Source organism: Pseudomonas sp. NMI760_13, from assembly GCF_021283245.1.
In the GTDB taxonomy this organism is placed as follows: Bacteria; Pseudomonadota; Gammaproteobacteria; order Pseudomonadales; family Pseudomonadaceae; genus Aquipseudomonas; species Aquipseudomonas peradeniyensis.
Window position 1 is genome coordinate 35,568 of the sequence record NZ_JAJSRC010000028.1, and the last position, 14,055, is coordinate 49,622.

Sequence of the window (14,055 nt, forward strand, 5' to 3'; positions counted from 1 at the left end):
AATGGCCAGGTGGCGGTCTGCGTGGGAGCGGGCTTGCCCCGCGATCACCGGCAATGCCGGTGCCATCCATCGCGGGGCAAGCCCGCTCCCACGCAGACCGTGAGTGCATCAGAAACGCAGGCGAACCCCGGCCACCAGCCGGGTCTGGCCGATGTCCTCGCCATCCTCCCTGGCCTGCTCGGCGCGGTTGCCGTGCAGGCGGTTGAAGCTGACCCCGACATAGGGCGCGAACGCGCGGGTGATCTCGTAACGCAGGCGCAGGCCCACTTCGCTTTCGGCCAGCCCCGAGCCCTGTTCGCGCCCGGCGTCGTTGCGACCAAAGAAGTTGGCCTCGACGGTCGGTTCGAGGACCCAGCGATTGGTCAGCAGCATAGCGTAACCGGCCTCCAGGCGCAGCGCGGTCTGCTGCCGCTCGCCGGCGTAGGCGGTGGCTTCCAGCTCCAGGCCGTAGAGCGGCGTGCCCTGGATGCCGAAGGCGGCCCAGCCCTGGCCGCTGGCGGGCTTGAAGTCCTGGCGCACGCCACCGACCAGTTCCCACCAGGGGCTGATGGCATGGCCCCAGAGGGCCTGCAGCTCGGCCTTGTGGGTCTTGCCTTGTTCCCGCTCACCCTCGGTGCGCAGCCACAGGCGGTCGATATCGCCGCCGACCCAGGCAGTGGCGTTCCAGTTCAGGGCGCCGCTGCTTTCGAAGTTCTGGTACTCCAGTTGGTCGACGATCACTGCCCAGTTGGTCGCCCGGTCGTGCACCTGATGCCCCGGCAACGGCGGGAAGGCGGCGCGGCGATCGGCATCGGTGATCACCGGCAGCGGTGTGCGCGGTTGGCCGGGGGCCGCCGCCGCGTGGTTCATCTGGCTGTGGTCCATGGGCATGCTGGTGTGGTTCATCTGGCCGTGGTCCATCGGCATGGCGCCATGGTTCATGTGGTCCATGCCCGCGGCCAGGGCCCGTTCACTGGCCAGCAAGGCCATCAGCGCGACACCGGTGACGATGTGGCGGTTGCGGTTCTCATTCATCGACCCGTACCTCGCGGAACATGCCGGTCTCCATGTGGTAGAGCAGGTGGCAGTGATAGGCCCAGCGGCCCAGGGCATCGGCGGTTACGCGGTAGCTGCGCCGGCTGCCGGGGGGCATGTCGATGGTGTGCTTGCGCACCAGGAAGCGCCCTTGTTCATCCTCCAGGTCGCTCCACATGCCGTGCAGGTGGATGGGGTGGGTCATCATGGTGTCGTTGACCAGGGTGATGCGCACCCGTTCGCCGTATTTCAGGCGCAGCGGCTCGGCATCGCTGAACTTGATGCCGTCGAACGACCAGGCGAAGCGTTCCATGTGGCCTGTCAGGTGCAGCTCGATGTCCCGCGACGGTTCGCGTCCGTCCGGGTCGGAGTAGGGGCTGCGCAGGTCGGCGTAGGTCAGCACCCGGCGGCCGTTGTCGCGCAGGCCGATGCCGGGATCGGCCAGGTTGGCCCGGGGGGCCATGGTCTGCATGTCCACCAGCGGGTTGTCGGTTTCGCTGGCGGGGTGGCCTTGCATCATGGCCATGCCGGCCATGTTCGAGTGGTCCATGCCCGCCATATTGCCGTGGTCCATCGCTGGCATGTTCGAATGGTCCATCTCACCCATGCCGCCGTGGCCCATGTCGTCCATGGTCAGCACCGGACGCGGGTCCGGCTCGGGCACGGGGGCCTGCAAACCCGCCGCGCGGGCCAGGGTGCCACGGGCGAAGCCGGTGCGGTCCATGCTCTGGGCAAACAGCGTGTAGGCGGGCAGGTCGCCCACGGTGACCAGCACGTCATAGGTCTCGGCCACGGCGATGCGCAGCTCGTCCACGGTCACCGGGGTCACCGGCAGGCCGTCGGCGGCGATCACCGTGAGCTTCAGGCCCGGAATGCGGAAGTCGAAGTAGGTCATCGCCGAGGCGTTGATCAGGCGCAGGCGTACGGTCTCGCCGGGCTGGAACAGGCAGGTGAAGTTGCCGTCCGGGGGCTGGCCGTTGAGCAGGTAGGTGTAGCTGGCGGCGCTGATGTCGGCCAGGTCGGTGGGGCTCATGCGCATCTTCGCCCAGGCCCAGCGATTGTCGACGGCCTTGCCCCAGCCGTTCTCAGCAACATCATCGACGAAGTCGCCGACCGTGCGCTTGTGGTAGTTGAAAGCGTCTGACTGCTTCTTCAGGGTGGCCATCAGGGCTTCCGGCGCCTGGTCCGACCAGTCGCTGAACAACAGCACATGGTCGCGTTGGTACTTGTGCGGCTCGGGTTCGCGGGGCTCGATGACGATGGCGCCGTACACGCCGGCCTGCTCCTGCAGCCCGGAGTGGCTGTGGTACCAGTAGGTGCCGCTCTGGCGCAGGGTGAACTGATAGAGGTAGTCGCCGCCGGGCTCGATGCCGGCGAAGCTCAGGCCCGGCACGCCGTCCATGTTGGCCGGCAGGATGATGCCGTGCCAGTGGATCGAGGTGGGCTGGTCCAGGCGGTTGCGCACGCGCAGGGTCACGGTGTCGCCCTCGCGCCAGCGCAGCTGCGGGCCGGGCAGGCTGGCGTTGATGGTCTGCGCGGTGCGTGGGCGGCCGGTGATGTTGACCGGGGTCTGGCCGATGAACAGGTCGAACTGCTGGCCGCTCAGGTCATGCAGCGGCAGACGGCCCTCGGCGGCCTGGGCCAGCGGGCGCCAGAGGCCGAGGCCGGCCAGGGCGCTGGCGGCACCCAGGCCCTTGACGAAGGTGCGGCGGGTTGGAGTCGGTGGCATGGCATGTTCTCGGTGCTGGCAAGGTCCATCCGATCGCGGGGCAAGCCCGCTCCCACGGTGGGAGCGGGCTTGCCCCGCGATCGGGAATGACACCGATGGTCGTCGCCAGCGCCTGTCAGCCACCTGAGGCGCGGATTACAGATTTGTCAGGCAACGGCCTCGCCACTCTCCAGGTCGCGCATCAGCAGGCCGAACTCCAGCGACACCTGCTCGGGAATCGGCAGGTACACCACATGGCCGTCGCCCGGCGCCACCCCGATGGCCTGCTGCTGGCGGTCGCACAGGCGGTGCAGGTCGAAGTGGTAGTTGCCGCGGGGGGTCATCAGCTCCAGGTGATCGCCCACCGCGAAGCGGTTCTTTACCTTCACTTCGGCCAGGCCGTCCACGCGCACACCGGTCAGTTCGCCGACGAACTGCTGGCGCTCGGACACCGAGTTGCCGCGCTGGTAGTTCTGGTACTCGTCGTGCACGTGGCGGCGCAGAAAGCCTTCGGTATATCCACGTTGGGCGAGGGACTCGAGGTTGCTCATCAGGCTGCGGTCGAACGGCCGTCCGGCCACGGCGTCGTCGATGGCCTGGCGGTAGGACTGCACAGCGCGGGCACAGTAGAAGTGCGACTTGGTGCGGCCTTCGATCTTCAGCGAGTGCACGCCCATCCGGGCCAGGCGCTCGACGTGCTGGATCGCGCGCAGGTCCTTGGCGTTCATGATGTAGGTGCCGTGCTCGTCCTCGAAGGCGGGCATCTCTTCGCCGGGGCGGTTGGACTCCTGGAGCAGGAACACCTGTTCGGTCGGTGCGCCGAGGCCCAGGGTCGGCTCGCATTCACGAACGATGTCGCCCGTGGCGTTTTCGCTGGCCGGGGTGGCCTGGTACTTCCAGCGGCAGGCATTGGTGCAGGTGCCCTGGTTGGCGTCGCGCTTGTTCATGTAGCCCGACAGCAGGCAGCGCCCGGAATAGGCCATGCACAACGCGCCGTGCACGAAGACTTCCAGCTCCATTTCAGGCACCTGCTGGCGGATCTCTTCGATCTCTTCCAGCGACAGCTCCCGCGACAGGATCACCCGGGTCAGCCCCATGCCTTGCCAGAACTGCACGCTGGCCCAGTTCACCGTGTTGGCCTGCACCGACAGGTGGATGGGCATCTGCGGGAAGTGCTGGCGCACCAGCATGATCAGCCCCGGGTCGGACATGATCAGCGCATCCGGGCCCATCTCGATCACTGGCGCCAGGTCCTTGAGGAAGGTCTTGAGCTTGGCGTTGTGCGGGGCGATGTTGACCACCACGTAGAAGCGCTTGCCCTGGGCCTGGGCCTCCTGGATGCCCAGGGCCAGGTTGGCGTGGTCGAACTCATTGTTGCGCACCCGCAGGCTGTAGCGCGGCTGGCCGGCATAGACTGCGTCGGCGCCGTAGGCGAAGGCGTAGCGCATGGTCTTGAGGGAGCCGGCGGGGGCGAGCAGTTCGGGCTTGGCGGGAGAGGTCATGGTGCGCACCGGGGGCAAAAGGCGCGGATGCTAAGTCGGCGGCACTGTGCAGGTATTGATCTGGATCAACGGCACTTTTGCCGATGCGCGGGGCACTAAATTGTTGAGCCCCCGAGGAATGACCATGAACGAAGCCGTCTTGCAGAACAAAGCCCTGACCGTGCTGCTGGCACTGGTGACCATCGCCTTCATCTGGATCCTGCTGCCGTATTCCGGCGCGATCTTCTGGGCGGTGATCCTCGGTATTCTATTCTCTCCGTTGCAACGCCATCTGCTGCTGCGCCTGGGCGGGCGGCGCAACCTGGCCACGGCGACGGCGCTGGCCACCTGCCTGCTGGTCGCCGTGCTGCCGGTGATCATCATCAGTGCCTTGCTAGTGCAGGAGGGCGCGGCGCTGTACCAACGCATCGAAAGCGGCCAGCTGGACATTGCCGGCTATATCGAGCGTGGCAAGGATATGCTGCCTGTCTATGCCCAGCATTTCCTCGACCGCATGGGCATGGGCAACCTCGATGGCCTGCGCGACAAGATCACCAAGTGGGCCACCCAGGGCAGCCAGTTCCTCGCCGGCCAGGCGTTCAGCTTCGGCCAGGGTACCTTCGAGTTCCTGGTGAGCTTCGGCATCATGCTCTACCTGCTGTTCTTCTTCCTGCGCGAGGGCGCGGAGGTGGCGCGCAAGGTGCGCCAGGCGGTGCCGCTGCCCGAGCAGCAGAAGCGCCGCCTGCAGTTGAAGTTCAAGCGCGTGGTGCGGGCCACGGTCAAGGGCAACCTGCTGGTGGCGATCACCCAGGGGGCGCTGGGTGGGCTGATCTTCTGGGTGCTGGGCATTCCCAGCGTGCTGGTGTGGGCGGTGCTGATGGCGTTCCTGTCGCTATTGCCGGCGGTGGGCGCGGGGATCGTCTGGGGACCGGTGGCGCTGTATTTCCTGCTGACCGGGGCGATCTGGCAGGGGATCGTGCTGACGGCGTTCGGCGTGCTGGTGATCGGGTTGGTGGACAACCTGCTACGGCCGATCCTGGTGGGCAAGGATACGCGGATGCCGGATTACCTGGTGCTGGTGTCGACCTTGGGCGGGTTGGCGGTGTTCGGGCTCAATGGCTTCGTGATCGGGCCGTTGATCGCGGCGTTGTTCATTTCCAGCTGGGCGATCTTTGCCTCGACCAAGCCGCAGGTGCAACTGCCATCCTGAAAGGGCCATTCGCGGGTAAACCCGCTCCCACAGGGCACTGCACGAAACCTGTGGGAGCGGGTTTACCCGCGAATGGGCTGCATCGTAGCCCCAAGCTATTTATCGGAAACTGTAGGAAACCCCCGCATACACCCCGAACCCTTCCCCCGGCGTCGAGCGGGCGATGTCCTGCCCGGCATCGTTGTACCCCGGTGTCACCGTCGCCGCATACCGCTTGTTGGTCAGGTTGCGCAGGTCGAGCCAGGTCTGCCAGTCCCGTTTCGGCGAGTCCCAGCCCAGGCGCGCGCCGAGCAGGGCGTAGGCATCGGCGTGGTAGCTGTTGGCGTAGTCCACCTGCACCTTGGAGGCCATCTGCGTGTTCACCCCGGCGTAGAAACCGCTCGGCCAGTCGTAGCGCAGTTCGGCCTGGTAGTAGTGCATGGGGATGCCAGGCAGGCGGTTGTCGCCGAACTTGTCGTCGTCACGGTAGTGGAAGTCGCTGAAGGTGTAGGCCTGGCGCAGGCTGAGCTTGCCGGTGCCGGGTTGCTCCCAGAGCAGGCTGTCCAGGCCGGCCTCGATGCCCTGGTGCACGGTGGGGCTGGCATTGAACTCCTTGAACGGCAGACCCTGCACGACTTCCACGTTCAACAGTTCGTGGCGTACCTGGGCGTAGTACCAGGCCAGGTCCCAATGCCCCAGTGCCGAGTCGCCGCGGGCACCCAGCTCGAGGGTGGTGGCGGTCTGGTTCTGCATCTTCATGGGCTGGTTGGCGACCGGCGCACTCCAGACCAGCGACCACGGGTGCGGCGGCTCCACCGAGCGACTGAGGTTGCCGTAGACCTGCAGGTCAGGGCGGATGTCGTAACGCAGGCCCAGGCGTGGGGCGTAGTCCCAGTCATGCTGGCTGACCTTGCCGCCACTGGTCGGGTAGGTGACGTCGCTTTCGCGGCGGGTATAGATCATCGCCAGGCCCGTGCTCAGCCACAGGTTCGGGATCAGCTCCAGGTCGTTGCCCGCATGCAGCACGGTATCCGAGCCCTGGTAGCTGAAATCGCGGCTGCGGGCGCCGAAGTTGTCGCCGCCGGGGCGAGCGAACTGCGAGGCGCCGCTGTTGGGCAGGTGCTTGGTGGTACGCCAGCCGAGGGTGGTCTTGCTCTCATGGCCGAACAGGGTGTCGCGACGCAAGTAGTTCAGCGTGCCGCTGACATCGGTGTAGGCGACCTTAAGGCGCATCGGGCCTTCGCGCAGGTCCATGGGGTAGTCGTGATAGACCAGCCCCGCCTCCAGGCGTGAATCGTCATCCAGGAAGAAGGTGGTCTTGTTGCCCACCCAGGTGCTGCCCGGTTGCGGGCGGCTGTCGTCGCGGGCCAGGTACGCTGGATTGGCGGCACGGGGATGGTGCTTGATCTGGTCCTTGGTCAGGCGCCCGGCCAGGTCGTTCTCGGTTTCCCGGTAGCGCAGGTAGAAGCGCGTCTCCAGGTTCGGGTTGAAGCGATAGCCGACGTTGGCGGCGATGCCCTTGGCGCTGCCGCTGCTGTGGTCCTGGTAGCCGTCGTACTCGGCATCGGTCAGGGCCACGTAGTAGTCGAGGTTGCCCAGCACCTGCCCGGAGCTGATGTGCCGGCGCTGGTAGCCACGGCTGCCGACTTCGTAGCGCACCTGCAAGGGCGCGGCATCGTAGCCGGTGTGGGTCACGTAGTTGATCGCGCCACCCAGGGCCAGCGAGCCCTGGTCGAAACCGTTGGCGCCGCGCAGCACTTCGGCGCGGCTCAGCCACAGCGGTTCGAACAGCTCGTAGGGCGTGCCGCCCGGGCCGGTCAGCGGCAGGCCGTCGAACATCGTGTACACGCCCGAGCCGTGGGCGCCCGGTGCGCGATTGATGCCCGAACCACGGATCGACAGCTTGATGCCGTCATTGCCCGCCGACTGGGCGAACACCCCCGGCTGGTAGGCCAGCACGTCCTGGTTGCTGGCCACCCGGCCCTGGCCGACCTTGTCCATGTCCACCAGGTTGCTGGCACCGGGGATCTCGCGCAGGTGCTCGGCGGCGGCTTCCAGTTCGGATTGCTGCCGGTCCTGGATCAGCACCTGGTCGAGTTCGACGCGATTGGCGGCCTGGGCGGTGCCAGCGACGAACAGGGCCAGCAGGGAGTAGGGGAGGGTGGGGCGCATGGGGACGGGGTTCCAGATCGGGGGCGGAAGTCTGACGCTGCAAAGGGCAGACGAAGCACAGTGGTCGATCTGTAATGGCCATCGCGGGGCAAGCCCGCTCCCACGCCATTTCGCTCAATTGGCGTGGGAGCGGGCTTGCCCCGCGATGGGCTGCAACGCAGCCCCCAAAAAAAACACCCCGCCGAGGCGGGGTGTCTTGTGACGCAGTCAGCCGATCAACCGATCAGTTGCAGACCCGCCTGCTGCACCATCTCCAGCAACGGCTGCGGGTACACGCCCAGCACGAAGGCGAGGATGGCAATGGCCAGCAGCATCACGCCGCCGGTGCGCTGTTCCCACTTCAGCGGGGCGTCGTGGCGACGCAGGTTCGGCTCGACCAGGTACAGGGTGACCATGACGCGCAGGTAGTAGTACACGCCGATGGCGCTGCCGATCACCAGGGCGCCGACCAGCCACCACAGGTGCGATTCGACGCCGGTGGCGATGATGTAGAACTTGCCGATGAAGCCCGCGGTCAACGGGATACCGGCCAGCGAGAGCATCATCACGGTCAGCACGGCGGTCAGGTACGGACGGCGCCAGAACAGGCCGCGGTACTCGTACAGGGCGTCGGCGTCACGGCCGGCGTACGGCGAGGACATCAGGGTGATCACGCCGAAGGCGCCGAGGCTGGTGATCACGTAGGTGACCAGGTACACGCCCATGGCTTCCAGGGCCAGGCCCTTGCTGGCGACCAGGGCGATGACCAGGTAGCCGAAGTGGGCGATGGACGAGTAACCGAGCAGACGCTTGAGGTTGCTCTGGGTCAGCGCCAGCAGGTTGCCGATGATGATCGAGGCAACCGCGATCACCGCCAGCACGGTGCTCAGCACGCCGCTGCTGGCGGCGGGGGAGAGCATGAACAGGCGTACCACGACGGCGAACACCGCGACCTTGCTGGCGGTGGCCAGGAACGCGGCGACCGGCGCCGGGGCGCCTTCGTACACGTCCGGGGTCCACAGGTGGAACGGCACCAGCGACAGCTTGAAGGCCAGGCCCACCAGCATCATGCCCAGGCCCAACTGCGCCAGCAGGCTCGGCATGCTGGTGGCGGCCAGGGCCTTGCCCAGCTGGTCGAAGGTCAGCGCGCCGGCATCGGCGTACAGCAGCGCCATGCCGAACAGCAGGAAGGCGGAACCGGCGGCCGACAGCACCATGTACTTGATGCCGGCTTCCAGCGAGCGCTTGTTGAAGAAGGCGTACGCCACCAGGCCGTAGACCGGCACCGACAGCAGCTCCAGGCCGATGAACAGGCCCGCCAGGTGGTTGGCGCTGACCAGCACCAGGCCACCCAGTGCCGACATCAGCAGCAGCAGGTACAGCTCTTCACGGTTGCCCGGGAAGCCCTTGGAACCCTCGCCCAGATAGGCGTGGGCAAGGGTGACGCAGGCCAGGGTGGCCACCAGGATGATCGCCATGTACAGGCAGGCGAACTTGTCGATGGTCACAAGCGAGGTGACCGCCAGCGGCGCGACTTTAAGTGCCGGCAGGATCGACAGCAGGGCCAGGTTCAGGCCCACGGTGGACAGCAGGAAGGTCTGCGAGTGGTTGCGCTTCCAGGCGATCGCCAGCATCACCACCACCGTGGTGATGGTGGTGATCAGCATCGGCGCCAATGCGATGAAGTGTTGAGTGGTGAATTCCATAGCGCTCTTACCGGGCCGAAGCGAGTTGAGTGAAAGCGGAACCGAGCCACTGCTGCACACCGCTCATGGTGGCGGCAGAGGTGTCCAGGAACGGCTGCGGATACACGCCCAGCAGGATCAGCAGGCCCGCCAGGCCCAGCACCATGATCAGCTCGCGACCGTCCATGCCGGCCAGCACGGTGTCGGCCTTGGCCGGACCGAAGTAGGCGCGGTGGATCATGATCAGCGAGTACACCGAACCGAAGACCAGGCCGGTGGTGGCGATCACGGTGATCCATGGGACGTGGGCGAAGCTGCCGATCAGGATCAGGAACTCGCCGACGAAGTTGCCGGTGCCCGGCAGGCCCAGCGATGCGGCGGCGAAGAACAGGCTGATGGCCGGAAGATACGCGATGCGGTGCCACAGGCCACCCATCTCGCGCATGTCACGGGTGTGCAGGCGCTCGTACAGCTGGCCGGCCAGGATGAACAGCGCGGCGGCCGACAGGCCGTGGGCCAGCATCTGGATCACCGCGCCCTGCAGGGCCTGCTGGCTGCCGGAGTAGATGCCGATCAGCACGAAGCCCATGTGCGAGACGCTGGAGAAGGCCACCAGGCGCTTGATGTCGGTTTGCGCGAAGGCCAGGAAGGCACCGTAGAAGATACCGATCAGGCCCAGGGTCATGGCGATCGGCGCGAACTCGGCCGAGGCGTTCGGGAACAGCGGCAGGGCGAAGCGCAGCAGGCCGTAGGCCGCGGTCTTCAGCAGGATGCCCGCGAGGTCCACGGAACCTGCGGTCGGTGCCTGGGCGTGAGCGTCAGGCAGCCAGGAGTGGAACGGCACCACCGGCAGCTTCACCGCGAAGGCGATGAAGAAGCCCAGCATCAGGATGTACTCGACGCCGGCCGGCAGCTCGGCCTTGAGCAGGTCGCTGTAGTTGAAGGTGATCACGCCGGTGCTGTTGTAGTTGACCAGCACCAGGCCGAGGATCGCCACCAGCATGATCAGGCCGCTGGCCTGGGTGAAGATGAAGAACTTGGTCGCCGCGTAGATCCGGGTCTTCTTGCCGTCGGAGGAGCTGTGACCCCAGAGCGCGATGAGGAAGTACATCGGCACCAGCATCATTTCCCAGAAGAAGAAGAACAGGAACAGGTCCAGGGCCAGGAACACACCGACCACGCCGCCGAGGATCCACATCAGGTTGAGGTGGAAGAAGCCGACGTGGCGCTGGATCTCTTTCCACGAGCACAGCACCGACAGCACACCGAGCAGGCCGGTGAGCAGGATCATCAGCAGCGACAGGCCGTCGAGGGCCAGGTGGATGCTGATGCCGAAGCGCTTGATCCACTCGACTTTGTACTCGAGGGCCCAGGCGGGCTCCGCGCCAGGGGCGGGAGCCAGGGTGTAGTTGCCGTTCGCCCACAGCCACAGGCCGATGCCAAGCAGCAGGGACATGGTCAGCAGCGCGATCCAGCGCGGCAGGGTGGAGCCGAAGCGCTCACCCAGCCAGCACAGGAAGCCGCCGATGAAGGGGATCAGGATCAGCCAAGGCAAAATCATGACGGGTTGGTTTCCTTTGGCAAAGTCGCAAGATTCATAGTCATACCGCGGCCACTACCACGGCACCGAGCACCAGCACGGCGCCGACGGCGATCGAGGCGGTGTACCAGCGCAGCTGGCCGGTCTCGGTCTTGCTCATGGCGACGTGACCGCCGCGAGCCAGGCGAGGGATGAGGCCGATGCTGCGGTCAACCGGGTCCTTGCGCAGGATGTGGCTGATCAGCAGGTAAGGTTTGACGAAGAGCTTGTCGTAGATCCAGTCGAAGCCCCAGGCGGCGAACCACCAGGCCGACAGGACGCGACCGATACCGCTGTTGGCGACCGCAGTGACGAAGCGGCGCTTGCCCAGGAACAGCAGGGCCGACAGCAGGATACCGGCGATGGCGATGGCGCCCGAGGCGATCTCCAGCGAGTGCTTGGCTTCGCCACCGGCGTGGCCGGCGCTTTCAGGCAGCACGCCTGCCAGCGGCGGGTGGATCCAGGCGCCGATGAAGGTCGACAGCACGATCAGCACGCCCAGCGGCAGCCAGTGGCTGATGCCGTGGCCGGCGTGGGCTTCGGTCTTGGCTTCGCCGTGGAAGGCGATGAAGATCAGGCGGAAGGTGTACAGCGAGGTCATGAACGCGCCCACCAGGCCGGCGTACAGCAGGCCGGTGTTGCCGCTGGCGAAGGCTTCCCAGAGGATCTCGTCCTTGGAGTAGAAGCCCACGGTCAGGATCGGCAGGGCGGCCAGGGCGGCGCCACCGACCACGAAGCTGGCGTAGGCCAGCGGCAGTTTCTTCCACAGGCCGCCCATCTTGAAGATGTTCTGCTCGTGGTGGCAGGCGACGATCACCGCACCGGAGGCAAGGAACAGCAGGGCCTTGAAGAAGGCGTGGGTCATCAGGTGGAAGATCGCCGCGTCCCAGGCGCCGACGCCCAGGGCCAGGAACATGTAGCCGATCTGGCTCATGGTCGAGTAGGCGAGGATACGCTTGATGTCGGTCTGTACCAGGGCGGCGAAGCCGGCCAGGACCAGGGTCACGCCACCGACCACGCCGACCAGGTGCAGGACGTCCGGCGCCAGCAGGAACAGGCCGTTGGTACGGGCGATCAGGTACACGCCCGCGGTCACCATGGTGGCCGCGTGGATCAGCGCCGAAACCGGGGTCGGGCCGGCCATCGCGTCGGCCAGCCAGGTCTGCAGCGGCAGCTGGGCCGATTTACCGACCGCGCCACCCAGCAGCATCAGGGTCGCCAGGACCATCCAGGTGTCACCGGCCTGGAACTTCTGCGGTGCCAGCACCAGCAGTTCCTGCACGTTCAGGGTACCCAGCTGGACGAACAGGATGAACAGGCCGATGGCCATGAACACGTCGCCGATGCGGGTGACGATGAACGCCTTGAGCGCCGCGTTACCGTTGTTGCGGTTGCTGTAGTAGAAACCGATCAACAGGTACGAGCACAGGCCCACGCCTTCCCAGCCGAAGTAGATGAACAGCAGGTTGTCGCCCAGCACCAGGAACAGCATGCTGGCGATGAACAGGTTGGTGTACGAGAAGAAGCGCGAGTAACCGGCTTCGCCACGCATGTACCAGGAGGCGAACAGGTGGATCAGGAAGCCGACACCGGTGACCACGCCCAGCATGGTGACCGACAGGCCGTCCACGTACAGGGTGAAGTTCGGCGCGAAGCCGTCCACCGACATCCACTGCCACAGCAGCTGGCTGTACGCACCGCCCTCAGGCGGGGCGACGTTGAACTGCCAGATCACGTACGCGGCGGTGGCCGCCGACAGACCGACCGAGCCGACACCGACCAGCGCCGACAGGTTCTCGGACCAGCGGCCGCGCGAGAACGACAGCAGCAGGAAGCCGATCAGGGGGAATACGAACGTCAGGAAGATAAGGTTCATCCGCGCATCTCACTGGCAGCATCGATGTCGAGAGTGTGGAAGCGGCGATACAGCTGCAGCAGGATCGCCAGGCCAATGCTGGCCTCGGCGGCTGCCAGGCTGATCACCAGGATGAACATCACCTGGCCGTCGGGCTGGACCCAACGGGCACCGGCGACGATGAACGCCAGGGCAGAGGCGTTCATCATGACTTCCAGGCTCATGAGCACGAAGAGGATGTTGCGGCGGACCATCAGGCCAACCAGACCTAAGCAGAACAGGATGCCGGCGACCGCCAGACCATGCTCGAGAGGGATAGCACCCATGATTTACTCCTTCGCCTCGTTGCGGCCCAGGTGGAAGGCGGTGACGGCTGCCGCGAGCAGCAGCATCGAGGCCAGTTCGACCACCAGCAGGTACGGCCCGAACAGGCTGATGCCGACGTCCTTGGCGCTGACGGTGGTACCGCTGATGGCGGCGCCCGACGGGGTGACGAACAGCACGTACAGCAGCTCCAGCAGCAGCAGGGCGGCGAGGATCACCGGCCCCGCCCAGATGCCGGGCTTGAGCCAGCCGCGCTCCTGGGCGACCGAGGCCGGCCCGAGGTTGAGCATCATCACCACGAACACGAACAGCACCATGATGGCGCCAGCGTAGGCGATCACTTCCAGGGCGCCGGCGAATGGCGCGCCGAGGGAGAAGAAGATCATCGCCACGGAAATCAGCGAGATGATCAGGTAGAGCAGGGCGTGCACCGGGTTGGTGCCGGTCACCACGCGGAGCGTGGAGACAACGGCGACACCGGATGCGAAGTAGAAAGCGAATTCCATCTTTCTGTCCTTATGGGAGCAAGCTCTTCACGTTGATCGGCTCGGCTTCGTTCTGCGCAGAGCCTTTCGGCTTGCCAGCGATCGCCATGCCGGCAACACGGTAGAAGTTGTAGTCAGGGTTCTTGCCGGGGCCGGAGATCAGCAGATCTTCTTTCTCGTACACCAGGTCCTGACGCTTGAACTCGGCCATTTCGAAATCCGGAGTCAGCTGGATCGCGGTGGTCGGGCACGCCTCTTCGCACAGGCCGCAGAAGATGCAGCGCGAGAAGTTGATGCGGAAGAACTCGGGGTACCAACGGCCGTCCTCGGTCTCGGCCTTCTGCAGCGAGATGCAGCCGACCGGGCAGGCCACCGCGCAGAGGTTGCACGCCACGCAGCGCTCCTCGCCATCGGGGTCGCGGGTGAGGACGATGCGGCCGCGGTAGCGCGGCGGCAGGTACACGGGTTCTTCGGGGTACTGCAGGGTGTCGCGCTTGCGGAACCCGTGGGAGAACACCATGGCCAGGCTGCGCAGCTGTGTGCCGGTGCCCTTAACGATGTCGCCGATATACTTGAACATGGGT

Annotated in this window: 11 protein-coding genes; 1 reads left to right on the forward strand and 10 read right to left on the reverse strand. The window is 66.0% G+C overall.

Going from position 1 to position 14,055, the window contains the following annotated elements; translation table 11 throughout:
- Window positions 1-108: 108 nt before the first annotated feature.
- The 3 genes from LU671_RS23245 to trhP all read right to left on the reverse strand — a co-directional run bounded on the left by LU671_RS23245 (window position 109) and on the right by trhP (window position 4,224).
- Window positions 109-1,014: a copper resistance protein B gene (locus LU671_RS23245; protein WP_203652023.1), complete on the reverse strand. Its 906-nt coding sequence runs from the start codon at window positions 1,012-1,014 to the stop codon at window positions 109-111.
- Entirely contained in the window at window positions 1,007-2,743 is a 1,737-nt protein-coding gene (locus LU671_RS23250) for a copper resistance system multicopper oxidase (RefSeq protein ID WP_232857021.1), read from the reverse strand. The genes LU671_RS23245 and LU671_RS23250 overlap by 8 nt, the downstream gene beginning before the upstream one ends.
- Before the next feature lie 146 nt (window positions 2,744-2,889).
- The gene (gene trhP, locus LU671_RS23255) at window positions 2,890-4,224 is read right to left on the reverse strand and encodes a prephenate-dependent tRNA uridine(34) hydroxylase TrhP (RefSeq protein WP_232857022.1); all 1,335 of its coding nucleotides are present in this window, start codon (window positions 4,222-4,224) and stop codon (window positions 2,890-2,892) included.
- 124 nt (window positions 4,225-4,348) lie between these two features.
- Here trhP and LU671_RS23260 point away from each other — a divergent pair, with 124 nt between their 5' ends.
- The gene (locus LU671_RS23260; RefSeq protein ID WP_110733451.1) at window positions 4,349-5,413 is read left to right on the forward strand and encodes an AI-2E family transporter; all 1,065 of its coding nucleotides are present in this window, start codon (window positions 4,349-4,351) and stop codon (window positions 5,411-5,413) included.
- Between the two features lie 99 nt (window positions 5,414-5,512).
- Here the strand turns inward: LU671_RS23260 and LU671_RS23265 are convergent, their stop codons facing one another.
- From LU671_RS23265 to nuoI, 7 genes are all read right to left on the reverse strand, one after another.
- Complete coding sequence (locus LU671_RS23265) at window positions 5,513-7,564, reverse strand: TonB-dependent receptor family protein (RefSeq protein ID WP_232857023.1); 2,052 nt, start codon at window positions 7,562-7,564, stop codon at window positions 5,513-5,515.
- Between the two features lie 215 nt (window positions 7,565-7,779).
- Window positions 7,780-9,249, reverse strand: a complete 1,470-nt coding sequence (gene nuoN / locus LU671_RS23270) for an NADH-quinone oxidoreductase subunit NuoN (protein WP_102685131.1) — start codon at window positions 9,247-9,249, stop codon at window positions 7,780-7,782.
- Window positions 9,250-9,256: 7 nt separating this feature from the next.
- Window positions 9,257-10,789: an NADH-quinone oxidoreductase subunit M gene (gene nuoM / locus LU671_RS23275; protein WP_110733457.1), complete on the reverse strand. Its 1,533-nt coding sequence runs from the start codon at window positions 10,787-10,789 to the stop codon at window positions 9,257-9,259.
- Window positions 10,790-10,829: 40 nt separating this feature from the next.
- On the reverse strand, window positions 10,830-12,683 hold the full coding sequence (nuoL, locus tag LU671_RS23280; RefSeq protein ID WP_062573488.1) for an NADH-quinone oxidoreductase subunit L: 1,854 nt from the start codon (window positions 12,681-12,683) through the stop codon (window positions 10,830-10,832).
- Entirely contained in the window at window positions 12,680-12,988 is a 309-nt protein-coding gene (gene nuoK / locus LU671_RS23285) for an NADH-quinone oxidoreductase subunit NuoK (protein ID WP_008096201.1), read from the reverse strand. Before nuoK ends, nuoL begins: the two co-directional genes overlap by 4 nt.
- 3 nt (window positions 12,989-12,991) lie before the next feature.
- Entirely contained in the window at window positions 12,992-13,492 is a 501-nt protein-coding gene (nuoJ, locus tag LU671_RS23290; RefSeq protein ID WP_110733459.1) for an NADH-quinone oxidoreductase subunit J, read from the reverse strand.
- Window positions 13,493-13,502: 10 nt separating this feature from the next.
- Window positions 13,503-14,051 (reverse strand): NADH-quinone oxidoreductase subunit NuoI, encoded by a 549-nt coding sequence (nuoI, locus tag LU671_RS23295; protein WP_003251442.1) that lies wholly within the window; start codon window positions 14,049-14,051, stop codon window positions 13,503-13,505.
- Window positions 14,052-14,055: the final 4 nt, after the last annotated feature.

What these genes read in the sequence shown, in the direction of transcription:
- nuoN (WP_102685131.1), bottom strand. Translation starts at nt 9,249, where the DNA reads ATGGAATTCACCACTCAACACTTCATCGCATTGGCGCCGATGCTGATC.
- nuoL (WP_062573488.1), bottom strand. Translation starts at nt 12,683, where the DNA reads ATGAACCTTATCTTCCTGACGTTCGTATTCCCCCTGATCGGCTTCCTG.
- trhP (WP_232857022.1), bottom strand. Translation starts at nt 4,224, where the DNA reads ATGACCTCTCCCGCCAAGCCCGAACTGCTCGCCCCCGCCGGCTCCCTC.
- nuoI (WP_003251442.1), bottom strand. Translation starts at nt 14,051, where the DNA reads ATGTTCAAGTATATCGGCGACATCGTTAAGGGCACCGGCACACAGCTG.
- nuoJ (WP_110733459.1), bottom strand. Translation starts at nt 13,492, where the DNA reads ATGGAATTCGCTTTCTACTTCGCATCCGGTGTCGCCGTTGTCTCCACG.
- LU671_RS23245 (WP_203652023.1), bottom strand. Translation starts at nt 1,014, where the DNA reads ATGAATGAGAACCGCAACCGCCACATCGTCACCGGTGTCGCGCTGATG.
- LU671_RS23250 (WP_232857021.1), bottom strand. Translation starts at nt 2,743, where the DNA reads ATGCCACCGACTCCAACCCGCCGCACCTTCGTCAAGGGCCTGGGTGCC.
- nuoK (WP_008096201.1), bottom strand. Translation starts at nt 12,988, where the DNA reads ATGGGTGCTATCCCTCTCGAGCATGGTCTGGCGGTCGCCGGCATCCTG.
- LU671_RS23260 (WP_110733451.1), top strand. Translation starts at nt 4,349, where the DNA reads ATGAACGAAGCCGTCTTGCAGAACAAAGCCCTGACCGTGCTGCTGGCA.
- nuoM (WP_110733457.1), bottom strand. Translation starts at nt 10,789, where the DNA reads ATGATTTTGCCTTGGCTGATCCTGATCCCCTTCATCGGCGGCTTCCTG.
- LU671_RS23265 (WP_232857023.1), bottom strand. Translation starts at nt 7,564, where the DNA reads ATGCGCCCCACCCTCCCCTACTCCCTGCTGGCCCTGTTCGTCGCTGGC.